The sequence below is a fragment of the Trichocoleus sp. FACHB-40 genome (assembly GCF_014695915.1).
Classification (GTDB): Bacteria; Cyanobacteriota; Cyanobacteriia; order Cyanobacteriales; family FACHB-T130; genus Funiculus; species Funiculus sociatus.
Genome location: NZ_JACJPF010000101.1, coordinates 70,922 through 87,267 on the forward strand (window position 1 = coordinate 70,922; position 16,346 = coordinate 87,267).

Annotated in this window: 16 protein-coding genes; 8 read left to right on the plus strand and 8 right to left on the minus strand. The window is 45.5% G+C overall.

Annotation, left to right across the window (positions count from 1 at the left end; translation table 11 throughout):
• Nucleotides 1-16: 16 nt before the first annotated feature.
• Nucleotides 17-541, plus strand: coding sequence for a hypothetical protein (locus H6F63_RS23470; RefSeq protein WP_190639795.1), 525 nt, complete (start codon nt 17-19; stop codon nt 539-541).
• Between the two features lie 152 nt (nt 542-693).
• On the opposite strand, the gene H6F63_RS23475 is transcribed toward H6F63_RS23470, so the two are convergent.
• Nucleotides 694-912 carry a hypothetical protein gene (locus tag H6F63_RS23475; protein WP_190458291.1) on the minus strand — a complete coding sequence of 73 codons (219 nt, stop codon included), beginning with the start codon at nt 910-912 and terminating at the stop codon, nt 694-696.
• A 364-nt stretch (nt 913-1,276) separates the two neighbouring features.
• Between H6F63_RS23475 and H6F63_RS23480 the strand changes: the two genes are divergently transcribed.
• Nucleotides 1,277-1,636 carry a phosphomannose isomerase type II C-terminal cupin domain gene (locus tag H6F63_RS23480; protein ID WP_242020078.1) on the plus strand — a complete coding sequence of 120 codons (360 nt, stop codon included), beginning with the start codon at nt 1,277-1,279 and terminating at the stop codon, nt 1,634-1,636.
• 259 nt (nt 1,637-1,895) lie between these two features.
• On the opposite strand, the gene H6F63_RS23485 is transcribed toward H6F63_RS23480, so the two are convergent.
• A complete protein-coding gene (locus H6F63_RS23485; RefSeq protein ID WP_190639797.1) occupies nt 1,896-2,774 on the minus strand; it encodes a tetratricopeptide repeat protein in 879 nt (292 codons plus the stop codon).
• Between the two features lie 418 nt (nt 2,775-3,192).
• Between H6F63_RS23485 and H6F63_RS23490 the strand changes: the two genes are divergently transcribed.
• The 3 genes from H6F63_RS23490 to H6F63_RS23500 all read left to right on the plus strand — a co-directional run bounded on the left by H6F63_RS23490 (nt 3,193) and on the right by H6F63_RS23500 (nt 6,924).
• Nucleotides 3,193-4,776, plus strand: coding sequence for an efflux RND transporter periplasmic adaptor subunit (locus tag H6F63_RS23490; protein ID WP_190639926.1), 1,584 nt, complete (start codon nt 3,193-3,195; stop codon nt 4,774-4,776).
• A gap of 49 nt (nt 4,777-4,825) precedes the next feature.
• Nucleotides 4,826-6,043 (plus strand): ABC transporter permease, encoded by a 1,218-nt coding sequence (locus H6F63_RS23495; RefSeq protein ID WP_190639798.1) that lies wholly within the window; start codon nt 4,826-4,828, stop codon nt 6,041-6,043.
• 104 nt (nt 6,044-6,147) lie between these two features.
• Nucleotides 6,148-6,924 (plus strand): ABC transporter ATP-binding protein, encoded by a 777-nt coding sequence (locus H6F63_RS23500; RefSeq protein WP_199298234.1) that lies wholly within the window; start codon nt 6,148-6,150, stop codon nt 6,922-6,924.
• A gap of 235 nt (nt 6,925-7,159) precedes the next feature.
• On the opposite strand, the gene H6F63_RS23505 is transcribed toward H6F63_RS23500, so the two are convergent.
• Together H6F63_RS23505 and H6F63_RS23510 are read right to left on the minus strand one after the other, a co-directional pair.
• Nucleotides 7,160-8,017, minus strand: coding sequence for a DUF4388 domain-containing protein (locus H6F63_RS23505; protein ID WP_190639799.1), 858 nt, complete (start codon nt 8,015-8,017; stop codon nt 7,160-7,162).
• Between the two features lie 344 nt (nt 8,018-8,361).
• A complete protein-coding gene (locus tag H6F63_RS23510; RefSeq protein ID WP_190639800.1) occupies nt 8,362-8,904 on the minus strand; it encodes an ATP/GTP-binding protein in 543 nt (180 codons plus the stop codon).
• Nucleotides 8,905-9,604: 700 nt separating this feature from the next.
• On the opposite strand from H6F63_RS23510, the gene H6F63_RS23515 reads away from it, so the two are divergent.
• A complete protein-coding gene (locus H6F63_RS23515) occupies nt 9,605-10,174 on the plus strand; it encodes a GTPase (protein WP_190418010.1) in 570 nt (189 codons plus the stop codon).
• A 103-nt stretch (nt 10,175-10,277) separates the two neighbouring features.
• Here H6F63_RS23515 and H6F63_RS23520 read toward each other — a convergent pair whose 3' ends face one another.
• From H6F63_RS23520 to H6F63_RS23535, 4 genes are all read right to left on the minus strand, one after another.
• A complete protein-coding gene (locus H6F63_RS23520) occupies nt 10,278-10,649 on the minus strand; it encodes a roadblock/LC7 domain-containing protein (protein ID WP_190418008.1) in 372 nt (123 codons plus the stop codon).
• 82 nt (nt 10,650-10,731) lie between these two features.
• Nucleotides 10,732-11,814 (minus strand): pentapeptide repeat-containing protein, encoded by a 1,083-nt coding sequence (locus H6F63_RS23525; RefSeq protein ID WP_190639801.1) that lies wholly within the window; start codon nt 11,812-11,814, stop codon nt 10,732-10,734.
• On the minus strand, nt 11,807-12,526 hold the full coding sequence (locus H6F63_RS23530; protein ID WP_190639802.1) for a hypothetical protein: 720 nt from the start codon (nt 12,524-12,526) through the stop codon (nt 11,807-11,809). The genes H6F63_RS23525 and H6F63_RS23530 overlap by 8 nt, the downstream gene beginning before the upstream one ends.
• Before the next feature lie 380 nt (nt 12,527-12,906).
• On the minus strand, nt 12,907-13,437 hold the full coding sequence (locus H6F63_RS23535; RefSeq protein ID WP_190418002.1) for an orange carotenoid protein N-terminal domain-containing protein: 531 nt from the start codon (nt 13,435-13,437) through the stop codon (nt 12,907-12,909).
• Nucleotides 13,438-13,663: 226 nt separating this feature from the next.
• Between H6F63_RS23535 and H6F63_RS23540 the strand changes: the two genes are divergently transcribed.
• Entirely contained in the window at nt 13,664-13,975 is a 312-nt protein-coding gene (locus H6F63_RS23540; RefSeq protein ID WP_190639803.1) for a hypothetical protein, read from the plus strand.
• Between the two features lie 308 nt (nt 13,976-14,283).
• The gene (gene aspS, locus H6F63_RS23545) at nt 14,284-16,086 is read left to right on the plus strand and encodes an aspartate--tRNA ligase (RefSeq protein WP_190639804.1); all 1,803 of its coding nucleotides are present in this window, start codon (nt 14,284-14,286) and stop codon (nt 16,084-16,086) included.
• Nucleotides 16,087-16,346: the final 260 nt, after the last annotated feature.

Sequence of the window (16,346 nt, forward strand, 5' to 3'; positions counted from 1 at the left end):
TAGCTCAATTTTACATATGACAGCATCTACTATCGTGAATATTTTTATAGAAAATGGCCTTTTTGTGATCATCTCCACGTCTTTTCTGGTGTTTGTGGGCTGGGTGTGGAGACGGGGAAAGCCGTTCAGTATTCCGCAACCATTACCGGCTTGGTTTAAAGCGTGGTTATCGGTTGTGCTGGTGGTGGGGGTGGTGTTTCCGGTACTGGCGATAGTTCTCTGGGGTGTGTGGTGGAATCACAAGAGTGTGTTGTTAGCGCTCATTCCCTACCTTGTCATGCTAGCGTTACAAATCTTATTTGAAATCGTGATCTCAAAACGGTTTCAATCCTGCGTGTGGGTGATGATTCCTTGTTTATATCTGCCTTACCGCGCTTGGCAATTGTATAGTGGATTGATGCTTTTGAGCCTTGAGAGCGGGACAATATGGGTGCAGAGATTGTTACTGGTAGAAATTGTCCTTTGGATTTTTAATTATGGGGTACATTTATCACAAATTCCCCGACTGCTGCGTTGGGAATTACAGCCTGAGAAGGAATAAATTGTAGCGGTTGTGGGAGGGGTAAATAATATTAAGGAAATTATGGCTAAACTATCGAGGGATATAAATTTTGTTTTTTTTAAATAACTCTGCTGCAAGGCAATAGAAGCAATTATAAGCAAGTAGTATTATCGCTTAACCAGCAGCAGTGTTTATGACATAGCAGAAATTTCATCCACAAGCTTGACGCGGTTCTTGCGTACAGCGTAAAGCAGTCGGTCGATGGATCTTATATCTTCTTCGTTGGGGGAATCTTGCAATAGTGCAGCCATCATTCCATATCGGTCAGCGAGGGTAATGCTACCAGAGTGGCTAACTTGGGCGAATAATTCAGCGATCGCAAACTCTAAAGGACAGACTTGAACTTGCATGGTTTGGTCAGAGAACTCGATACTTCTAATATGAAGCTTTTATATATTTTTTTAGGTGATTAAAAACTTCGCTTAAATGTGACAATACTCTGGGCCAGAAAGCGATCGCAAGCTTCGAGTAAAGGTGATGCAATGCTTGCTCGTCAGTGATATAAGTCACCTTTTGGGACAGAAGCCTGATGTACCAATCGTCATTGACTAATCGATTGCTTAAATCCGCCAGAATTAAGGTGAAGCTATCTTGGGACGAATCACTCGCTTAATAATAACTCTTTAGGTAGTTTAAAAAATGCGGCAAAATTGAAATATCAACCTTGGGAGACAGGTGATGAATAGCAACCAAAATGAAGGGCAAGCTTCAACTATGCCTTTGCCGGAAGACACTTCTACGACACGGATACGACCTTGGGGGAAAGTTACAGTTTTAGAAGAAGGGCCGCGCTACCGAATTAATCGTATTGAACTCAACCCAGGTCATCACATTAGTACCCAAATGCACTATCACCGCAGCGAACACTGGATCGTTGTGTCTGGCACTGCCAAAGTGATATGTGATGGTAAGGAGACTACCTTAGTTCAAAAACAGTCAACTTACGTGCCTATGTCTACACCTCACAGGGTAGAAAATCCTGGGGTAATTCCTCTACTGATGATTGAAGTCCAAAATGGGGAATATCTGGGAGAGGATGACATCACTCGATTCCCAGAAGATACGGAAAGCTAGGAATTAGGGACTAGGGACTAGGGATTGGGGACTAGCAGGAGACCGCTTTTTCTCCCAATCCCCCTGTACCGAATGGCACTAACTCAAGCTCTGAACTAAAGTTCGAGGCTCAAAGCTCAAGTCCGTTAAAACGGACTCAGATGCTCACTATATATGAATTTCAACCTGTTTTAACAGGTTTTAGCTTTGAGCTGTGAACTAAAGTTCACGGCTCTTAAGTCAGTGCCATTCGCCCCAGTCCCCAATCCCCAATCCCTTATTATGGTGCAGCTTGCGGTTGTTCCGATGGAGGTTCGCTTTGGGCGATGGTTTCTTGTATCCGGGGGATTTGCAGGAACTTTTGAGTTTCTGAGATTAAGCGATCGCCCCAAAGATTTTCTTTGAGAAAATCTACATCGGCGTAGCGATTGTCTAAGCGGATAGCAGTCTCTCCCAAAAGCACACCTTGTTCCCTGTCGCCTTTGGCATACAGCGCTACTGCCATAGCTAACTGGGGTTCTGCTGCATCTTTGTCAATGGCAACTGCCGAACGCCACTGACGTAGCGCCCCCTCCACATTGCCCATTTCGTACATTACCAGCCCAATATTATTAATCGCGGGCCAGAATTTCTTTTCTTTAGCGACTGCTTTTTGGTATTGCGCGATCGCTTCTTGGTACCGTTGCATTCTGTAGTAGGCATTGCCCAAATCAAACAAAGCCTCTGGTACATCGGGTTTTATCTTCAACCCAGATTGCAAAGCTGTAACAGCTTCCTGATACTTTGCCTGCTGAAAATGCCCGCTTCCTAGAGCAAATAAAATTCCGGCATCATCGGGTTTCAGGGTTCTAGCTTGTTGCAAGGCATTAATTGCCTTATCTACTTCCTTCGCTTGCAAATACAAACTGCCCAGTAGAAACCAGGTTTGATAACTTTGGGGAGCCAGCCGAGTTGCCAACTGCGCCCTCGGCAGCGCCAGATCGTATTGCTGGAATCGCGCCAACTGAGCCGCATCTTGTGCCAGGTTCAACCCCTGCTGCTCTAGTTCTTTTGCATCCAGTTGCAGCGTATAAGGTATGAGTGCCTGCCCGAAGGCGGGTTGTACACTCCATAAACCCAGGACAACGAGAAGAGAAAATAAAGGAATACGCTTAGGCACGGTGCCGCCTCAAAAATTGCGAAAAATCTTTAGCCACATTACACATAATCTAAATGATTCTGGCAAAAATCGAGAGCCACAGCCACCTATCAATTTTTGCTCGTCCCTGTTACGGTAAACCGTAAGGACACAAAAACCCTGAAAAATCCGTCAACGCTAACATAAAGAAAGGATAACAACTCCGCTTAGTAGAAGCTTTTACTGTAATTCACCCGGTTAGGTGTTTCCAAACATAAAAATATTTAGCTATTTTTGGGGAGGTGGGACGTATCGACCGCCTCAAAGCTGATGGTAGGCAAGATGCCTGTTCTACGAGATGAAAAAATTTATTACTTAGAAATAATTCATTGGATTAGTAATAAAAATTACCATACAAAACCCAAAACAATCCGTATTGCCTGAAGTGAATACCACACAAATGCAACTTCCCCTAATTGGAAAAGTCAAGAATCCTTCTCGCTGGATAATCGGGCTGCTAGCATCAGGCATCCTGGTAGCTAGTACGACTTATTTCGTTATGGGTCGGAGTTCGCCCCAACTAGATATCCAGACACTAACCGTACCTGTAAAATCGCAAAGCCTGAAAGTACGGATCGCCGCCAATGGAACCGTTGTGCCGCTGCAAAGCGTCAACCTCAGCCCGAAAACATCTGGGACTCTGGCGAAGTTGTACGTCGAGCAAGGGGACAAAGTGCAGCCGGGGCAAAAGATTGCCCAGATGGAGAATAGAGAGCTTCAGGCGCAACTATCACAAGCGATCGCTAATCTTAAGCAAGCCGAAGCCCGTCTAGCAGAGGCTCAAGCTGGCAGTCGTCCTGAAGAAATTGTTCAGGCAAAAGCAAGACTGTCTCAGGCGAAAGCTCGTTTGCAGCAAGCTGAAAATGGCTCTCGTCCAGAGGAAATCGCCCAAGCGCAAGCCAGATTGCAGCAAGCGCGATCGCGTCTAGCAGATGCCCAGGATGGTCGTTCTACAGAAATTGATCAAGCCAAGGCTCAAGTCGAAGCCGCCAAAGCGCGAGAAAATTTGGCGCAAAAACGGGTGAAACGCTATCAATTCTTAGCCGATCAGGGAGCAGTGGCTACAGACCAGTTGGATGAAGCTTTGACAGAATACCGCAACGCTACAGCCAACGTTAATGAAGCCCAAAGACGACTTGAGCAACGCACAAGCAGCACCAGCCAAGGAATTGAGCAGCAACAAGCTGCCCTAACAGAGGCGCAGCAAGCCTTAAAACAGCTGCAAAGCGGCACCCGTTCCGAAGAAGTTTCCCAGCGTCAAGCTGATGTGGCAGAAGCACAATCAGCCTTGCGTCAGTTAGAAAATGGAACGCGACCAGAGGAAATTGCCCAGCTTAAAGCCGCTGCTGATGCCGCTAGAGCTTCGATGCAGGCGGTGCAAGTCCAGCTATCTGATACGGTGATAGTTGCTCCGTTCGCTGGCATTGTGACGCAGAAATATGCCCAAGAAGGAGCTTTCGTTACCCCCACAACTTCTGCTTCCAGCACTGCTTCTGCTACTTCGAGTTCAATTGTTGCCCTTGCTAGAGATTCAGAAATTCTCGCTAAAGTCCCAGAGGTGGATGTTGGACAAATTAAACAGGGACAAGCTGTAGAAATTGTAGCGGATGCCTATCCTGACCAAGTATTTAAAGGTAAGGTGCGCCTGATTGCTCCAGAAGCGGTGGTTGACCAAAATGTCACCTCTTTTCAGGTGCGGGTAGCGCTAGAAACTGGTAAGGAGCAACTGCGTTCGGGAATGAACGTGGATCTGACCTTTGTCGGCGAAGCGGTGAATAATGCTTTGGTGGTGCCTACGGTGGCGATTGTGACGGAAAAAGGTAAGACGGGCGTACTGATACCCAGTGAGAATAATGAACCGAAGTTTCAAGAAGTAACAATAGGCTCAACTATTGAAAACCAAACGCAGATTTTGGAAGGGATAAAACAAGGCGATCGCGTGTTTATTGATTTACCTAAAGATAGAAAACCGAAGGAGGAATAAACACTAATAGCTCTTGAACAATTAGCAATTAGCAATTAGCACGCTCACTATGGACATTCTCGAAAGCGTCAAAATGGCAGCCACAACGCTAGTGGCAAACAAACTGCGTAGTAGTCTCACCATGTTGGGCATTATGATTGGTAATGCCTCAGTTATTGCGATGGTGGGGATTGGGCAGGGAGCGCAAAAGCTGGCATCAGAACAATTTGAGGCACTTGGGCCAAATGTGCTGTTTGTGGTTCCCGGTTCTCAGGCAACTCGAAATACTACGTTAGAGGTGCCGAAAACCCTGGTACTGGAAGATGCGAGAGCGATCGCTACCCAAGTGCCTTCTGTTAAAGAAGTCGCTCCCCAAATTAATACCAGACAATTAGTTACCTACCGCAACAAAAATACTAACGCCACAATTCTTGGCACAACTTCCGATTATCTCTCAGTGAGAAGCTTTGATGTTGAAACCGGACGATTTATCACCGAGCAAGATATCAAGCGAAGTAACCAAGTTGTGATGCTGGGGCCTGAGTTGGCAAAAAAACTGTTTGACAACCAAAATCCCATTGGCGAACAACTGCGGATAAAAAATCTCAGCTTTCAGGTTGTTGGCATTATGAAACCTAAAGGCTCAGCGTTGGGAGATAATCCCGATGAAACCGTTTATGTGCCAATTACCACCGTAGCTAACCGCATCGTCGGACGGACATCACCTTATGGTTTGGAAATAACCGCCATTTCTCTTTCCGCCAAAGATGAAGATAGCACAGGAGCAGCTAAATTTCAGGTGGAAAATTTGCTGCGGTTACGGCACAAAATCAACGGAGAGGATGATTTTACCGTTAGAAGTCAAAAAGACTTGTTAACAATCGTCAATACGATTACCAGCGGATTGACACTGATGTTAGCAGCGATCGCAGCCATCTCCCTCTTTGTCGGCGGCATTGGCGTAATGAACATTATGCTTGTCTCCGTAACCGAACGCACCCAGGAAATCGGACTCCGCAAGGCTATCGGCGCACAAGAGCAAGATATCCTGATTCAATTTATCATCGAGGCAGTGATTCTCTCAGCAGCTGGTGGCTTATTCGGTACTATGCTGGGTGTCGGCGGAATTTCGCTTGTCAGCGCCTTTTCTCCTTTGAAAGCCAGCATTTCACCTGTAGCTGTTATCGTTGCTGTCAGTGTTTCCGGTGGTATCGGTTTATTTTTTGGTGTCGTCCCCGCACGACGAGCAGCTAAACTCGATCCAATTGTAGCTTTGCGAAGCGCTTAAAAAGTTTTGTAGGGGCGATTCTAGCATAAACTTGGCATCTCACCAAGATATTGACTAAACGCGCCCACTTTGAGTTTTGAGTCCTGAGTTTTACAGCTAAATAAATGCAAGATATATACGGTTCTGATTCCTCACTCAGTCCTCAGTCTTCAGTCCTCAGTCCTTCAAAAAAAACAATTATTCAACTTGAGGATATTACCAAAGTCTACGGCATCGGTGACACAGAAGTTCGCGCCCTGGCTGGTGTTAGCTTGACCGTGGAAGAGGGCGAGTATTGCTCAATTATGGGCGCATCTGGTTCGGGCAAGTCCACCGCTATGAATATTATCGGCTGTCTCGACCAACCAACTGACGGATATTATTATTTAGATAACGTGAATGTGTCTCAACTGGGAGACTCGGAATTAGCTAAAATTCGCAATCGTAAAATTGGATTTGTGTTCCAACAATTCCATCTTTTACCTCAACTTTCGGCCTTAGAAAATGTCATGTTGCCGATGGTTTATGCTGGTATACCTAATGGCGAAAGAAGACAAAGAGCAACAGAAGCTTTAACTCGCGTGGGTTTGCAGCATCGCCTGAATAATAGACCAAATCAACTTTCTGGGGGTCAACAGCAGCGGGTAGCGATCGCGCGTGCCATTGTCAACAATCCCGTCTTACTGCTTGCCGACGAACCCACGGGCGCTCTTGACTCGAAAACCACCGAAGAAGTGATGAACATCTTCACCGAACTGAATTCCAGCGGTATCACTGTTGTGATGGTGACTCACGAACCAGAAGTAGCACGTCTCACTAAACGCATTGTCTGGTTCCGCGATGGAGAAGTTTTACACTCTCATCTGAAGCCAGAAGATATTGGTCAGGTGGCTGTTTCTTGATTGGTTAAGTTGTAGGTTGGGTTTCCTTCCTACGTAAGGTTGGGATTTTTAACTTTAAATAAAGAAACCCGGTTTCTTCACTTCCTTGATTTATAGCGTTTCTCAGTTACGCGCGTGTACATCAGAATAACCTAACCCCAGCCCTTCCCTACAAGGGAAGGGGAGTAAGAATCAAAGCCTCTCTCCTACAAGGAGAGAGGTTTGGAGAGAGGTCAGAGAGTTACTTGCTAAATTCTTATACTTTACTGCGTAGGAAACTCACCAAGTTTTGCAGAAACGACTGACTGATGCTTCCCTTGCTGACAGACTCCTGTATTAGTTCTGGTACAGCTACTACGGAATTATCCTTAACCTGTGCGCAAGATGGGGCAATCAGTGGCACTTCTTCTGCTAGGCTGAGGACGCTTAAGCGGAAGGCAGCTTGCTGCACTTTCTCCACAGGTAGCCGGAGTTGCTGCGCGATCGCTTCTAGGGAAACAGTCCCTTTGGCAAACTCCCACACTTGCCACTCTAGGGCATCTAGCCGGAAGCGCGGTTGCCCTGTAATTACGCTTGTCAAGCCAGAAGTAGGGGCAGGTAGTTTATCTTTTAGTGCCGTCCAGTCTCGTAGCGCCCGCAAACTCATCAGGGTTGCTTCTGTTGCTGGTACGCTCAAACCTGTCATTTCTGCTAAGGGCAAAGGAACTTTGGTTTGAAATTCAAACTGTCCATCCTGTAGCTGGAACAATGCACACACTCGCCGCAATACCTGGCTTTTGAACAGCACTTTCAGTTGTTCGGCTTCCAGAAGTCCGTGAGATTTCAGGCATAGCCCCATCGGTGTTTTATTCGAGAAAACTTGAGCGAGTCGGGAGACAACGCGATCGCTCAACCAACCCCGCTGGGAAATCATTGAGAGTAAACCTTTTTGATCCAGGCTTGCAGCAGCCGCTACAATGCGCCCTTCATGCACCCAGATATAGTGGGATTGCGAGTTTCTGTTCCGATCTACACTTAAGGCATTAATCGTCAATAATCCCGTCTTGTGTCCTTGATCGAGGAACTGAAAAAGTTCAGGCAAGGAAAATTCTGCTAAATAACCAGTAACCGCCATAGTTTTCCTATTTCAGCAGACCGTTTAAATACCAGCTTGAGCGCCTTCTACTGCGGGTATTAGCTTAAATAATAGTTAAATCTCTGAACCATATTCATCAAACTATACGTTTCGTTACATTTTCCCTTATGAGTAGTATAAAAAAGTTAAGAAAATAATTTTTTATTTGACTTATTGAAATACTAAGTAGATAGACATAATTAAACTAAACATCTGATGTAGGTTGGGTTGAGGCATGAAACCCAACATGGACATGGGTTTGATGGGTTTCGCTTACGCTCTACCCATCCTACAAATAATTAGATCCATCTACTTACTAATTAAATTCTTACTTTTAATACAGTTTATCGAACAGCCGAGTCGTAAATTAAATGCTGGAGCAGAACCAACAAAGCCTGAATTACCGAACTTTTTTGGGTTGCGTTCACAGACACCATAGGCGGTCGATCTTTGTGATTAATGTATCCCAGAGCGATCGCTACATCCTCCTGTTGCCAAGCTCCCGGACAGTCCATATGAGTTAAACCAATCAGCATAGGGATTTGCACTCGCGCTTTCATGAAAGCTAGAAGCTGACGAGCCGCCCGAAAATCGCTAGGACGATGAGCGTCTACCAGCAGGATGTAAGCATGGGATCTGCGAATTAACAAATCCCACATAAAATCAAATCTCGCCTGACCAGGCGTACCATAAAGGTGCAAAACCATATCTGAACCAAAGTTCAGCCGACCAAAATCTAAAGCAACCGTAGTTTTTTCCTTAATATCGCCTGTTTCATCGGTGACTTGACGATCGGTGTCTACGACTTCAATTTCACTCACACTACGAACGAAGGTAGACTTTCCCGCTCCGAACGTTCCTGTCACAACCAAGCGCATGATTTCCATCAATTTTAATCCTGTAAAAAACCAAGTTTTAGATATAAGAATTATTGCCGTTATGGTTACTCAAAGATTCACCTGGTTGCTGTGGTAGATAGCAATCTAAAGAAATCGTTGAGAAAAAGGTTATTACGGGGATTACTTATACAATCAACTACCATTAGCCCCAAAGTAATTTGTTGAACTTTCGACAGAGAAAGTCCAAGTTGCTCTTGCGATCGCTACGCTGGAAACCCCACCCCTTCTACGATTTTAGATTTACCACTCAAAGTTATCTAACCGTAGATTGGACTTTTCTACAACTATTTTAGACAGTACCAACGTGAGCTGAGTAGCTTATCTACCAATGATGCCCAGTCTCGCCAGCTCCATAATCTCCATTGATATGTATTGCATCAGTATTAAATGGTGATTTGTTAAATAACTCTATCTAAAGAGGTATGACTTTTGCTTGAGGATGCTATCTAGCTTTTATGTCTTCAGACTGTTTTAGGAGGTGATAACAATTAACTATCTATATAGTGTTAGATTAATAAATAGTTACGAAATGTTAAGCAAGGCAGGTGGCAAGAACAAGGAAGACCTCCGAAAGCAGAAAATCACATCACTAATTTTAGAAAAATCTATCAAATAGTCTTGCCTGTACGGGTCTAGCAATCAGCTGTGCCAGTGGTAATAACATTTAGTTTTTTTGGGAGAGAGTCGAATGGAATTAATGCGCTTGATTGTGACAGGGACTGTGGGTGCAGGGAAATCCACCTTAGTACGTTCGGTCAGTGAAATAGAAGTGGTAGACACCGATCGCCAAACCACAGATAAAACATCATCAGTTAAAGAAAAAACTACAATTGCCCTCGACTTTGGAAGGCTAAACTTTGGCCCTGACATGGCGGTACATTTGTATGGCACCCCTGGTCATGCGAGATTTGATTTTATGTGGGATCTCTTGATTCAGAGAGCGCACGCTTATATTTTGCTAGTAGCTGCTGATAGACCAGGCGATTTCCGCCAAGCTCGTCAGCTTTTGGCTTTCATGGAGCAGCGGGTGCAAATCCCGGTAGTAATTGGTCTAACGCATACAGACTGCCCCGGAGCTTGGTCTAAGAAGGATGTAGCGATCGCTCTGGGGTACGCCAATAAGATAAAACGGCCTCCCATCGTCATTGTAAATCCAGCCGAAAAAGCTTCTGTAGTTCAGGCTTTGATTACTTTGGTAAATCAGTTCAATTCCAAAAAATCAGCAGCTTTCTCCAAGAAAAGAAGCAAAGCGGCTTGAGGATGAGTTGCGCCGCGATCGCCAACAAATTGCTAAAGTTTAAAAAGCTTATCAGTCAAAGTGGCAAGGAATCCAAAAATTAAAACTGAACAAATAGCTATGCTTAAAGCAAAGCCATTTTTAGTTCAGCCGTCAAACGCTTAATTTCAAGCATTAATATCCCCTGTTTAGCAGACCTACTCGCCAAGACCAGTAAGACCGCCTCAGAGCCACAGCTGGTGAGAATACCAAAGCCATTGCTGCCTTCTACATAAATGCGGTCGAGGATACCTCTGGATAACTCAGTGCCAATGCGTTCGCCTAAAGACAGCATAGTAGCGGACATGGCAGAAACTCGTTCTTCGTCCATCTCACCCGGTAAGCTAGAAGCTAGGGGTAGACCGTCGGGAGAGACAAGTGCGGCACCTTGAACGTCACTGGTAGCAGTGACAAAATTTTGGAGAATACTTTCGAGCTTAGCGGTATTAATTGCCATTGTCGTACCTCGTTAATTGCGATCGAGAAAAGATTTTTGTTGCGATCAGTTGAGGAATTTTCAAATAGAGCGATCGCATCCTTTAATAAGGAGTCAAAACTCCAGCGCGATCGCCTGGAGCATCTCCAAAGATTGCCCCTCGCCTGATCAAATCGACTTTCATCTCCCTCGAAATTCCCATATTCGTTGCGAACTGAGCATTTTCTACCTTCGCACCCCTCAACTCAGTCCCCCTCAAATCAGCACCACTCAAATTAGCACCGCTCAAATTAGCACCGCTCAAATTAGCACCGCTCAAATTAGCACCGCTCAAATTAGCATCGCTCAGGTTGGCAAGACTTAAGTCAGCACGGATCAAGTCAGCAAGACTCAGATTGACACCGCTCAAGTTAGCACTACTCAGGTTGGCAAGACTCAAGTCAGCACGCATCAAATCAGCAAGAGCCAGATTTGCACGAATCATACTGGCACCCCCCAGGTCAGCACCGCTTAAATCGATACCTTTGAGATTGCTACCGCTTAAGTAAGCACTTCTCAGGTCAGCACCACTCAAATCAGCACCACTAAGATAAGCACGAATTAAGTCAGCACGGATCAGGTTAGCACCGCCCAAGTAGGCCCGGATCAGGTTAGCACCCCTGAGTCTGGCATTGCTCAGATCCGCACTCCCCAAATTAGCGCCCCTGAGTTTAGCATCGCTGAGATCCGCACTCCCCAAATTAGCATCGCTCAGGTCACTTCCTCTCAGGTCAGCGCTACTCAAATTAGCGTCGCCCAGATCCGCACCCCCCACGTTGGCATCACTCAGGTTTGCATCGCCCAGATTGGCACCCCTGAGATTGGCACCCCTGAGATTGGCACCCCTAAGACTTGCATACTTCAGGTCAGTTCCTCTCAGGTCGGCTCCCCGCAAATCGGTTCCCCGCAAATCGGTTCCCCGCAAGTCGGCACCCCAAAGAGCAGCACCCTTTAGGTCAGTTCCCCGCAAGTCGGCACCCCTGAGATTACCACCCCGCAAATCGGCACCTCTCAGGTCTGCCTCAGCAAAATCTTCAGAAAGATTTAAACCAGCAATTGTCGCCAGTTGATCGAGATTGTCTGTTTGTGCTTCTACAATGCGCTGGATCAGGACTTGAAGTTCCTGAACAGATGTTTCATCAGCCATAATGCAATTCTTGCCGACTCAGGTAGGGCTTTAATTTTGGTTCCAACACCCGCAGGACAATCAGCCTTTCCAAAACTGCCCTCTTATTGCGGCTAATGTCTGGGGGCCATAACCCTTGTGCGTCAGTCAAATGTACATCTCGCTTGGAAACTTCAAAAGTTGCTTCTACACGAGTAGGCACTTTCACATTCAATGTTGCCAGCTTTATATTCTCGATTTTGCCTTTCAAAACTGGCTCACCCATATCTTCTTCAAAGATCCAGGTGGGATTCTCCTCGAAAGCTGTTGTCGTTATCTGACAGGTGGTTGCTCCTAACTTCTCTGTTCTGCGCGTTGGTGTACCGAACCCCCTAACTCCAGCTTTACTCCCATTCAAAGAAGGTAGTAGATTGCTCCAAGAAACTTCTTGACGCTGTTGCTCGTTACTTTTTTCCGGCTTTGACTTTTCTTCTGGAAGGATAAGCTCAATTGAACCAATTAACTGCCGGGATTCATAGGGAAGTTCACCATTTTCCAGTTTTAGCTTTAGTTCTCCACTTTTGATGCCAAACTTGATGCGACCGCCCATCAGCGGTAGCCACTGCTCGTTAAACTTGATGGTTAAGTGCAAATCAATCTGCTCGATTTCATTTTGTTGTGCCTGAGAATCAAAAGTTATAACTAGAGGCTGGATTGGTTCCTCTAGTAGAACTGGAGTTCCTAGCAATTTCATATACAAGCAGCCTGGACATCGATTTTCAGGCTCTGGTTGAAGCAGTGTGGGGAATTGAGACATTACCACGGTAGAACTCTTCGTTCAAGCGGGTTGCCTATAACGCTATCATGACCCGGCGATTCGTAATCTCCGGAAAGTGGAACTTTTCCTTAAGTAATTACGCATAATTAGAAGAATCCATAGTTCAACTCCTGCGCTTTTTGTCAAGTAACTACCCCAACCAAACTCGATTTCGATTACTCCTTATCTCCAGTCACCAATCCCCAGCCTCGCGATCGCGCAAAAATTAAGGAGTGTTTCGCACAACGGAAACACTCCTACTCTTCTCAAACCTTCTCCCAGCCTCAGCCTGGAAGAGTATCAATCTTCTACATCGATTACAAACTCGCAGTCTTGCCAGTTTCCGCCTGAGAAGCAATGGGTTTCACATCGGTATAGCCCATATCACTTGCGATGGTACGGAACATCGAAATTTGCCCCTCGAAGTCCAGCCCTTCTATTTGTCCCATCAAATCGTTAATAGGTTGGCTTGCTTGGTAGTCAGCAGGCATATCTACCACGGTATTCCCCATTTCCTGCGACCAAGTGTACCAAACCATTAACTGATTATTTTCTTTCAATGCTCCATAGGCGCGAGAATATTCTGTATCTTTGCGCTCAACAATTTCTCGCATGATCGCCAGTTGCTTATCATCATCCAATTGCAAATAGTCTCCTAACAGCTTGGGAGCTAGTTCAGGATCTGTTCCTTGGGGAGCGGCTGGGGTGATCGAGTCTCCCATCTTTTTATAAACATAATAAAACCAAGCTAATTTATCGTCGGTGTTCAACGCTTCAAAAGCCTGAACCACTTTTTGTGTTTCATCTGAAAGAGCTTGAGTTTTTATGGTGTTTTCGTCTGGGATCATAAAAGCTATCCAAAAGTAAAGTTAGTATTTCCAGACTAGGAATATCAGACTTTGCAGCTCTTAGTCCCCCTCCAATAGAGAGAATTTTTGCTTCTTCGGTGACGCAGATTGGGTAACGGCTGACAGGGAAGATTGAGGATCTATCCCAAGAGAGTCAAAGTAACAGGGATCAATCCCTTAAAATCGATATCGCAGATAAAAAAGTCTAAATAAATAGGAGTTCCTTATGACTGAAGAAGTGAAACCAAATCCTAGCGAAGCTACAACCCATGACGCTCAGCTAGCTGCTGAGAATATGGCTTCTGGTGAAGAGGAAGTACAAAAAGTTGATCTAGATGCTGACTATGAAGCATCAAAAGCGTTTAGCGTTAGTGAAGTAGACCGCAAAGGTGGTGGCGCGGAAGCCGCTGAAGCTGCTACAGCTCCTAAGTTCAAAGTACCTGAAGCGACAGAGATGAAATCCTCACCAGATACAACAGGCAACCCAGCTGATTATATACAGATGGCGCAGGATGTCAGCCCCAGAAAGGACGGTTAGGACAATTTAGCAGCAGAGTCAAGGGGCAAGAGTGGCGATCCTGCTGACACGGAAATAGCGAAGGAAGTCCTCTAAGCTGTGAAATAGACAAGGCAGAGCTTCTCGCAGCTGTGGAGTTTTTGAAAAAAGAATTATGAGAACATTCGCTCAACCTCTATCGGGTTGGGCTTTAGTTGTGGCAGTCAAATGCTGCATAATGGGAAGGCTTTTATCGTTTATCGTGGGGAGATAGCACACTTGCAGTTGCCAATTTTCCCAGATTGTCAGAGCGATAATTCCATTCCTCAAGCCTTCTTTTCAGTTTAACTATGCGAACCCATTATTGCGGCGAACTTAGAGCAGAACATATTGGAGAAACCGTTACCCTGTGTGGATGGGTAGACCGTCGCCGCGACCACGGGGGTGTGATATTTTTGGATTTGCGCGATCGCACTGGTATCGTTCAAATTGTCAGCGATCCTGTACGCACACCAGATTCTTACGCACAAGCAGAAAAGCTGCGTAACGAATATGTTGTCCAATTTACCGGGCGAGTCACCCAGCGTCCAAAAGAGTCGCTAAATTCTCGCCTACCCACAGGTGAAGTGGAAATTTATGCAGACAAGATAGAACTGCTCAATCAAGTTTACAAGCAGTTACCTTTTCAGGTGGCGACAGCGGAAAGCGAACCCGTGCGCGAAGACTTGCGGCTAAAGTATCGGTATCTGGATTTAAGACGCGATCGCATGGCGAATAATCTCCAGTTGCGTCACCAAGTCGTTAAAACCATTCGCCGCTACCTCGAAGATACCGAAAACTTCATCGAAGTAGAAACCCCAATTCTCACCAAGTCTACCCCCGAAGGCGCAAGAGACTATCTCGTACCCAGTCGCGTTAACCCCAGCGAGTGGTTCGCCTTACCCCAGTCACCGCAACTTTTCAAGCAACTGCTGATGGTATCCGGCTTTGACCGATACTACCAGATTGCCCGTTGCTTCCGCGACGAAGACCTCCGCGCCGACCGTCAGCCAGAATTTACTCAACTGGACATGGAAATGAGCTTCATGTCCCAAGAAGAAATTATCCAACTAAACGAAGGTTTAGTTTGTCATATCTTCAAGACAATTAAAGGTATCGATTTACCCCGTCCTTTTCCTCGTCTCACCTACGCCGAAGCGATGGAACGCTACGGAAGCGATAAACCAGACACCCGCTTTGGTTTAGAACTCGTCAACGTCTCCGACTTAGTTAAAGACTCTGGTTTCAAAGTCTTTAGTAGTACAGTTGCATCTGGCGGCGTTGTGAAAGTATTACCCATTCCTGGGGGAAATGATGCTATTTCTAACGTGCGAATTAAACCAGGTGGCGACTTATTTAAAGAAGCCAGCGAAGCGGGTGCGAAAGGGCTTGCTTACATTCGCGTCCGAGATAACTGCGAAATCGACACTATCGGCGCAATTAAAGACAACCTGACAGAAGAACAAAAGCAGGAACTATTACGGCGCACTGGTGCAAAAGCGGGTCATTTACTGCTATTTGGCGCTGGTGACTCTAATATGGTGAATAAAACTCTCGACCGCTTGCGCTTAGTAGTTGGTCGAGAATTGGGGTTAATTGATCCAGAGAAGATAAACATTCTTTGGGTGACAGATTTCCCAATGTTTGAATGGAACGCCGACGAGAAGCGTTTAGAGGCGTTACATCATCCGTTTACTGCTCCTCATCCCGAAGATGTGCATGACCTGAAAACTGCAAGAGCGCAAGCCTACGATTTGATTTTCAACGGTTATGAAATCGGCGGTGGAAGTCGGCGAATTTACCAGCGAGAAGTTCAAGAACAGGTGTTTGAAGCGATTGGTTTATCCCAAGAGCAAGCATATAACAAGTTTGGATTTTTGCTGGAGGCGTTTGAATACGGAACGCCGCCGCATGGAGGTATTGCTTACGGTTTAGATCGTTTGGTGATGCTATTAGCTGGTGAGGAGTCAATTCGGGATGTAATTGCTTTTCCGAAGACGCAGCAAGCTCGTTGTCTGCTAACAAATGCGCCTTCTGGTGTGGATGAGAAGCAGTTGAAGGAGTTGCAGGTGGCTTCGACTTATAAGCCGAAATCTACTGAGAAAGGCAAGTAAAGAACCCTCTCTCTAATCCTCCCCGTTAAAGGGGAGGAAACAAATTCTTTAGTTGGGGAAGGTTAGCGATCGCATTCTTTGATTGGAATCTCCACCGACAAAGCTAAAATATATTTTTAAATCGCTTTGTATATTTAAGTGTCTTTATCCTAATTAAGCGTTTCATAATAGTTCAGTTCTTTCTCCTGGGAAAGTCATTTTTCATCTTTACATTTCTTCCATTAGTTTTAATAAAGCGTCATTTTAAAATATTTCTTCCA

Bases quoted from the DNA above. Each gene is read 5' to 3' on its own strand.
- H6F63_RS23470 (WP_190639795.1), top strand. From the start codon at position 17: ATGACAGCATCTACTATCGTGAATATTTTTATAGAAAATGGCCTTTTT.
- H6F63_RS23475 (WP_190458291.1), bottom strand. From the start codon at position 912: ATGCAAGTTCAAGTCTGTCCTTTAGAGTTTGCGATCGCTGAATTATTC.
- H6F63_RS23480 (WP_242020078.1), top strand. From the start codon at position 1,277: ATGCCTTTGCCGGAAGACACTTCTACGACACGGATACGACCTTGGGGG.
- H6F63_RS23490 (WP_190639926.1), top strand. From the start codon at position 3,193: ATGCAACTTCCCCTAATTGGAAAAGTCAAGAATCCTTCTCGCTGGATA.
- H6F63_RS23495 (WP_190639798.1), top strand. From the start codon at position 4,826: ATGGACATTCTCGAAAGCGTCAAAATGGCAGCCACAACGCTAGTGGCA.
- H6F63_RS23500 (WP_199298234.1), top strand. From the start codon at position 6,148: ATGCAAGATATATACGGTTCTGATTCCTCACTCAGTCCTCAGTCTTCA.
- H6F63_RS23505 (WP_190639799.1), bottom strand. From the start codon at position 8,017: ATGGCGGTTACTGGTTATTTAGCAGAATTTTCCTTGCCTGAACTTTTT.
- H6F63_RS23510 (WP_190639800.1), bottom strand. From the start codon at position 8,904: ATGGAAATCATGCGCTTGGTTGTGACAGGAACGTTCGGAGCGGGAAAG.
- H6F63_RS23515 (WP_190418010.1), top strand. From the start codon at position 9,605: ATGGAATTAATGCGCTTGATTGTGACAGGGACTGTGGGTGCAGGGAAA.
- H6F63_RS23520 (WP_190418008.1), bottom strand. From the start codon at position 10,649: ATGGCAATTAATACCGCTAAGCTCGAAAGTATTCTCCAAAATTTTGTC.
- H6F63_RS23525 (WP_190639801.1), bottom strand. From the start codon at position 11,814: ATGGCTGATGAAACATCTGTTCAGGAACTTCAAGTCCTGATCCAGCGC.
- H6F63_RS23530 (WP_190639802.1), bottom strand. From the start codon at position 12,526: ATGAAATTGCTAGGAACTCCAGTTCTACTAGAGGAACCAATCCAGCCT.
- H6F63_RS23535 (WP_190418002.1), bottom strand. From the start codon at position 13,437: ATGATCCCAGACGAAAACACCATAAAAACTCAAGCTCTTTCAGATGAA.
- H6F63_RS23540 (WP_190639803.1), top strand. From the start codon at position 13,664: ATGACTGAAGAAGTGAAACCAAATCCTAGCGAAGCTACAACCCATGAC.
- aspS (WP_190639804.1), top strand. From the start codon at position 14,284: ATGCGAACCCATTATTGCGGCGAACTTAGAGCAGAACATATTGGAGAA.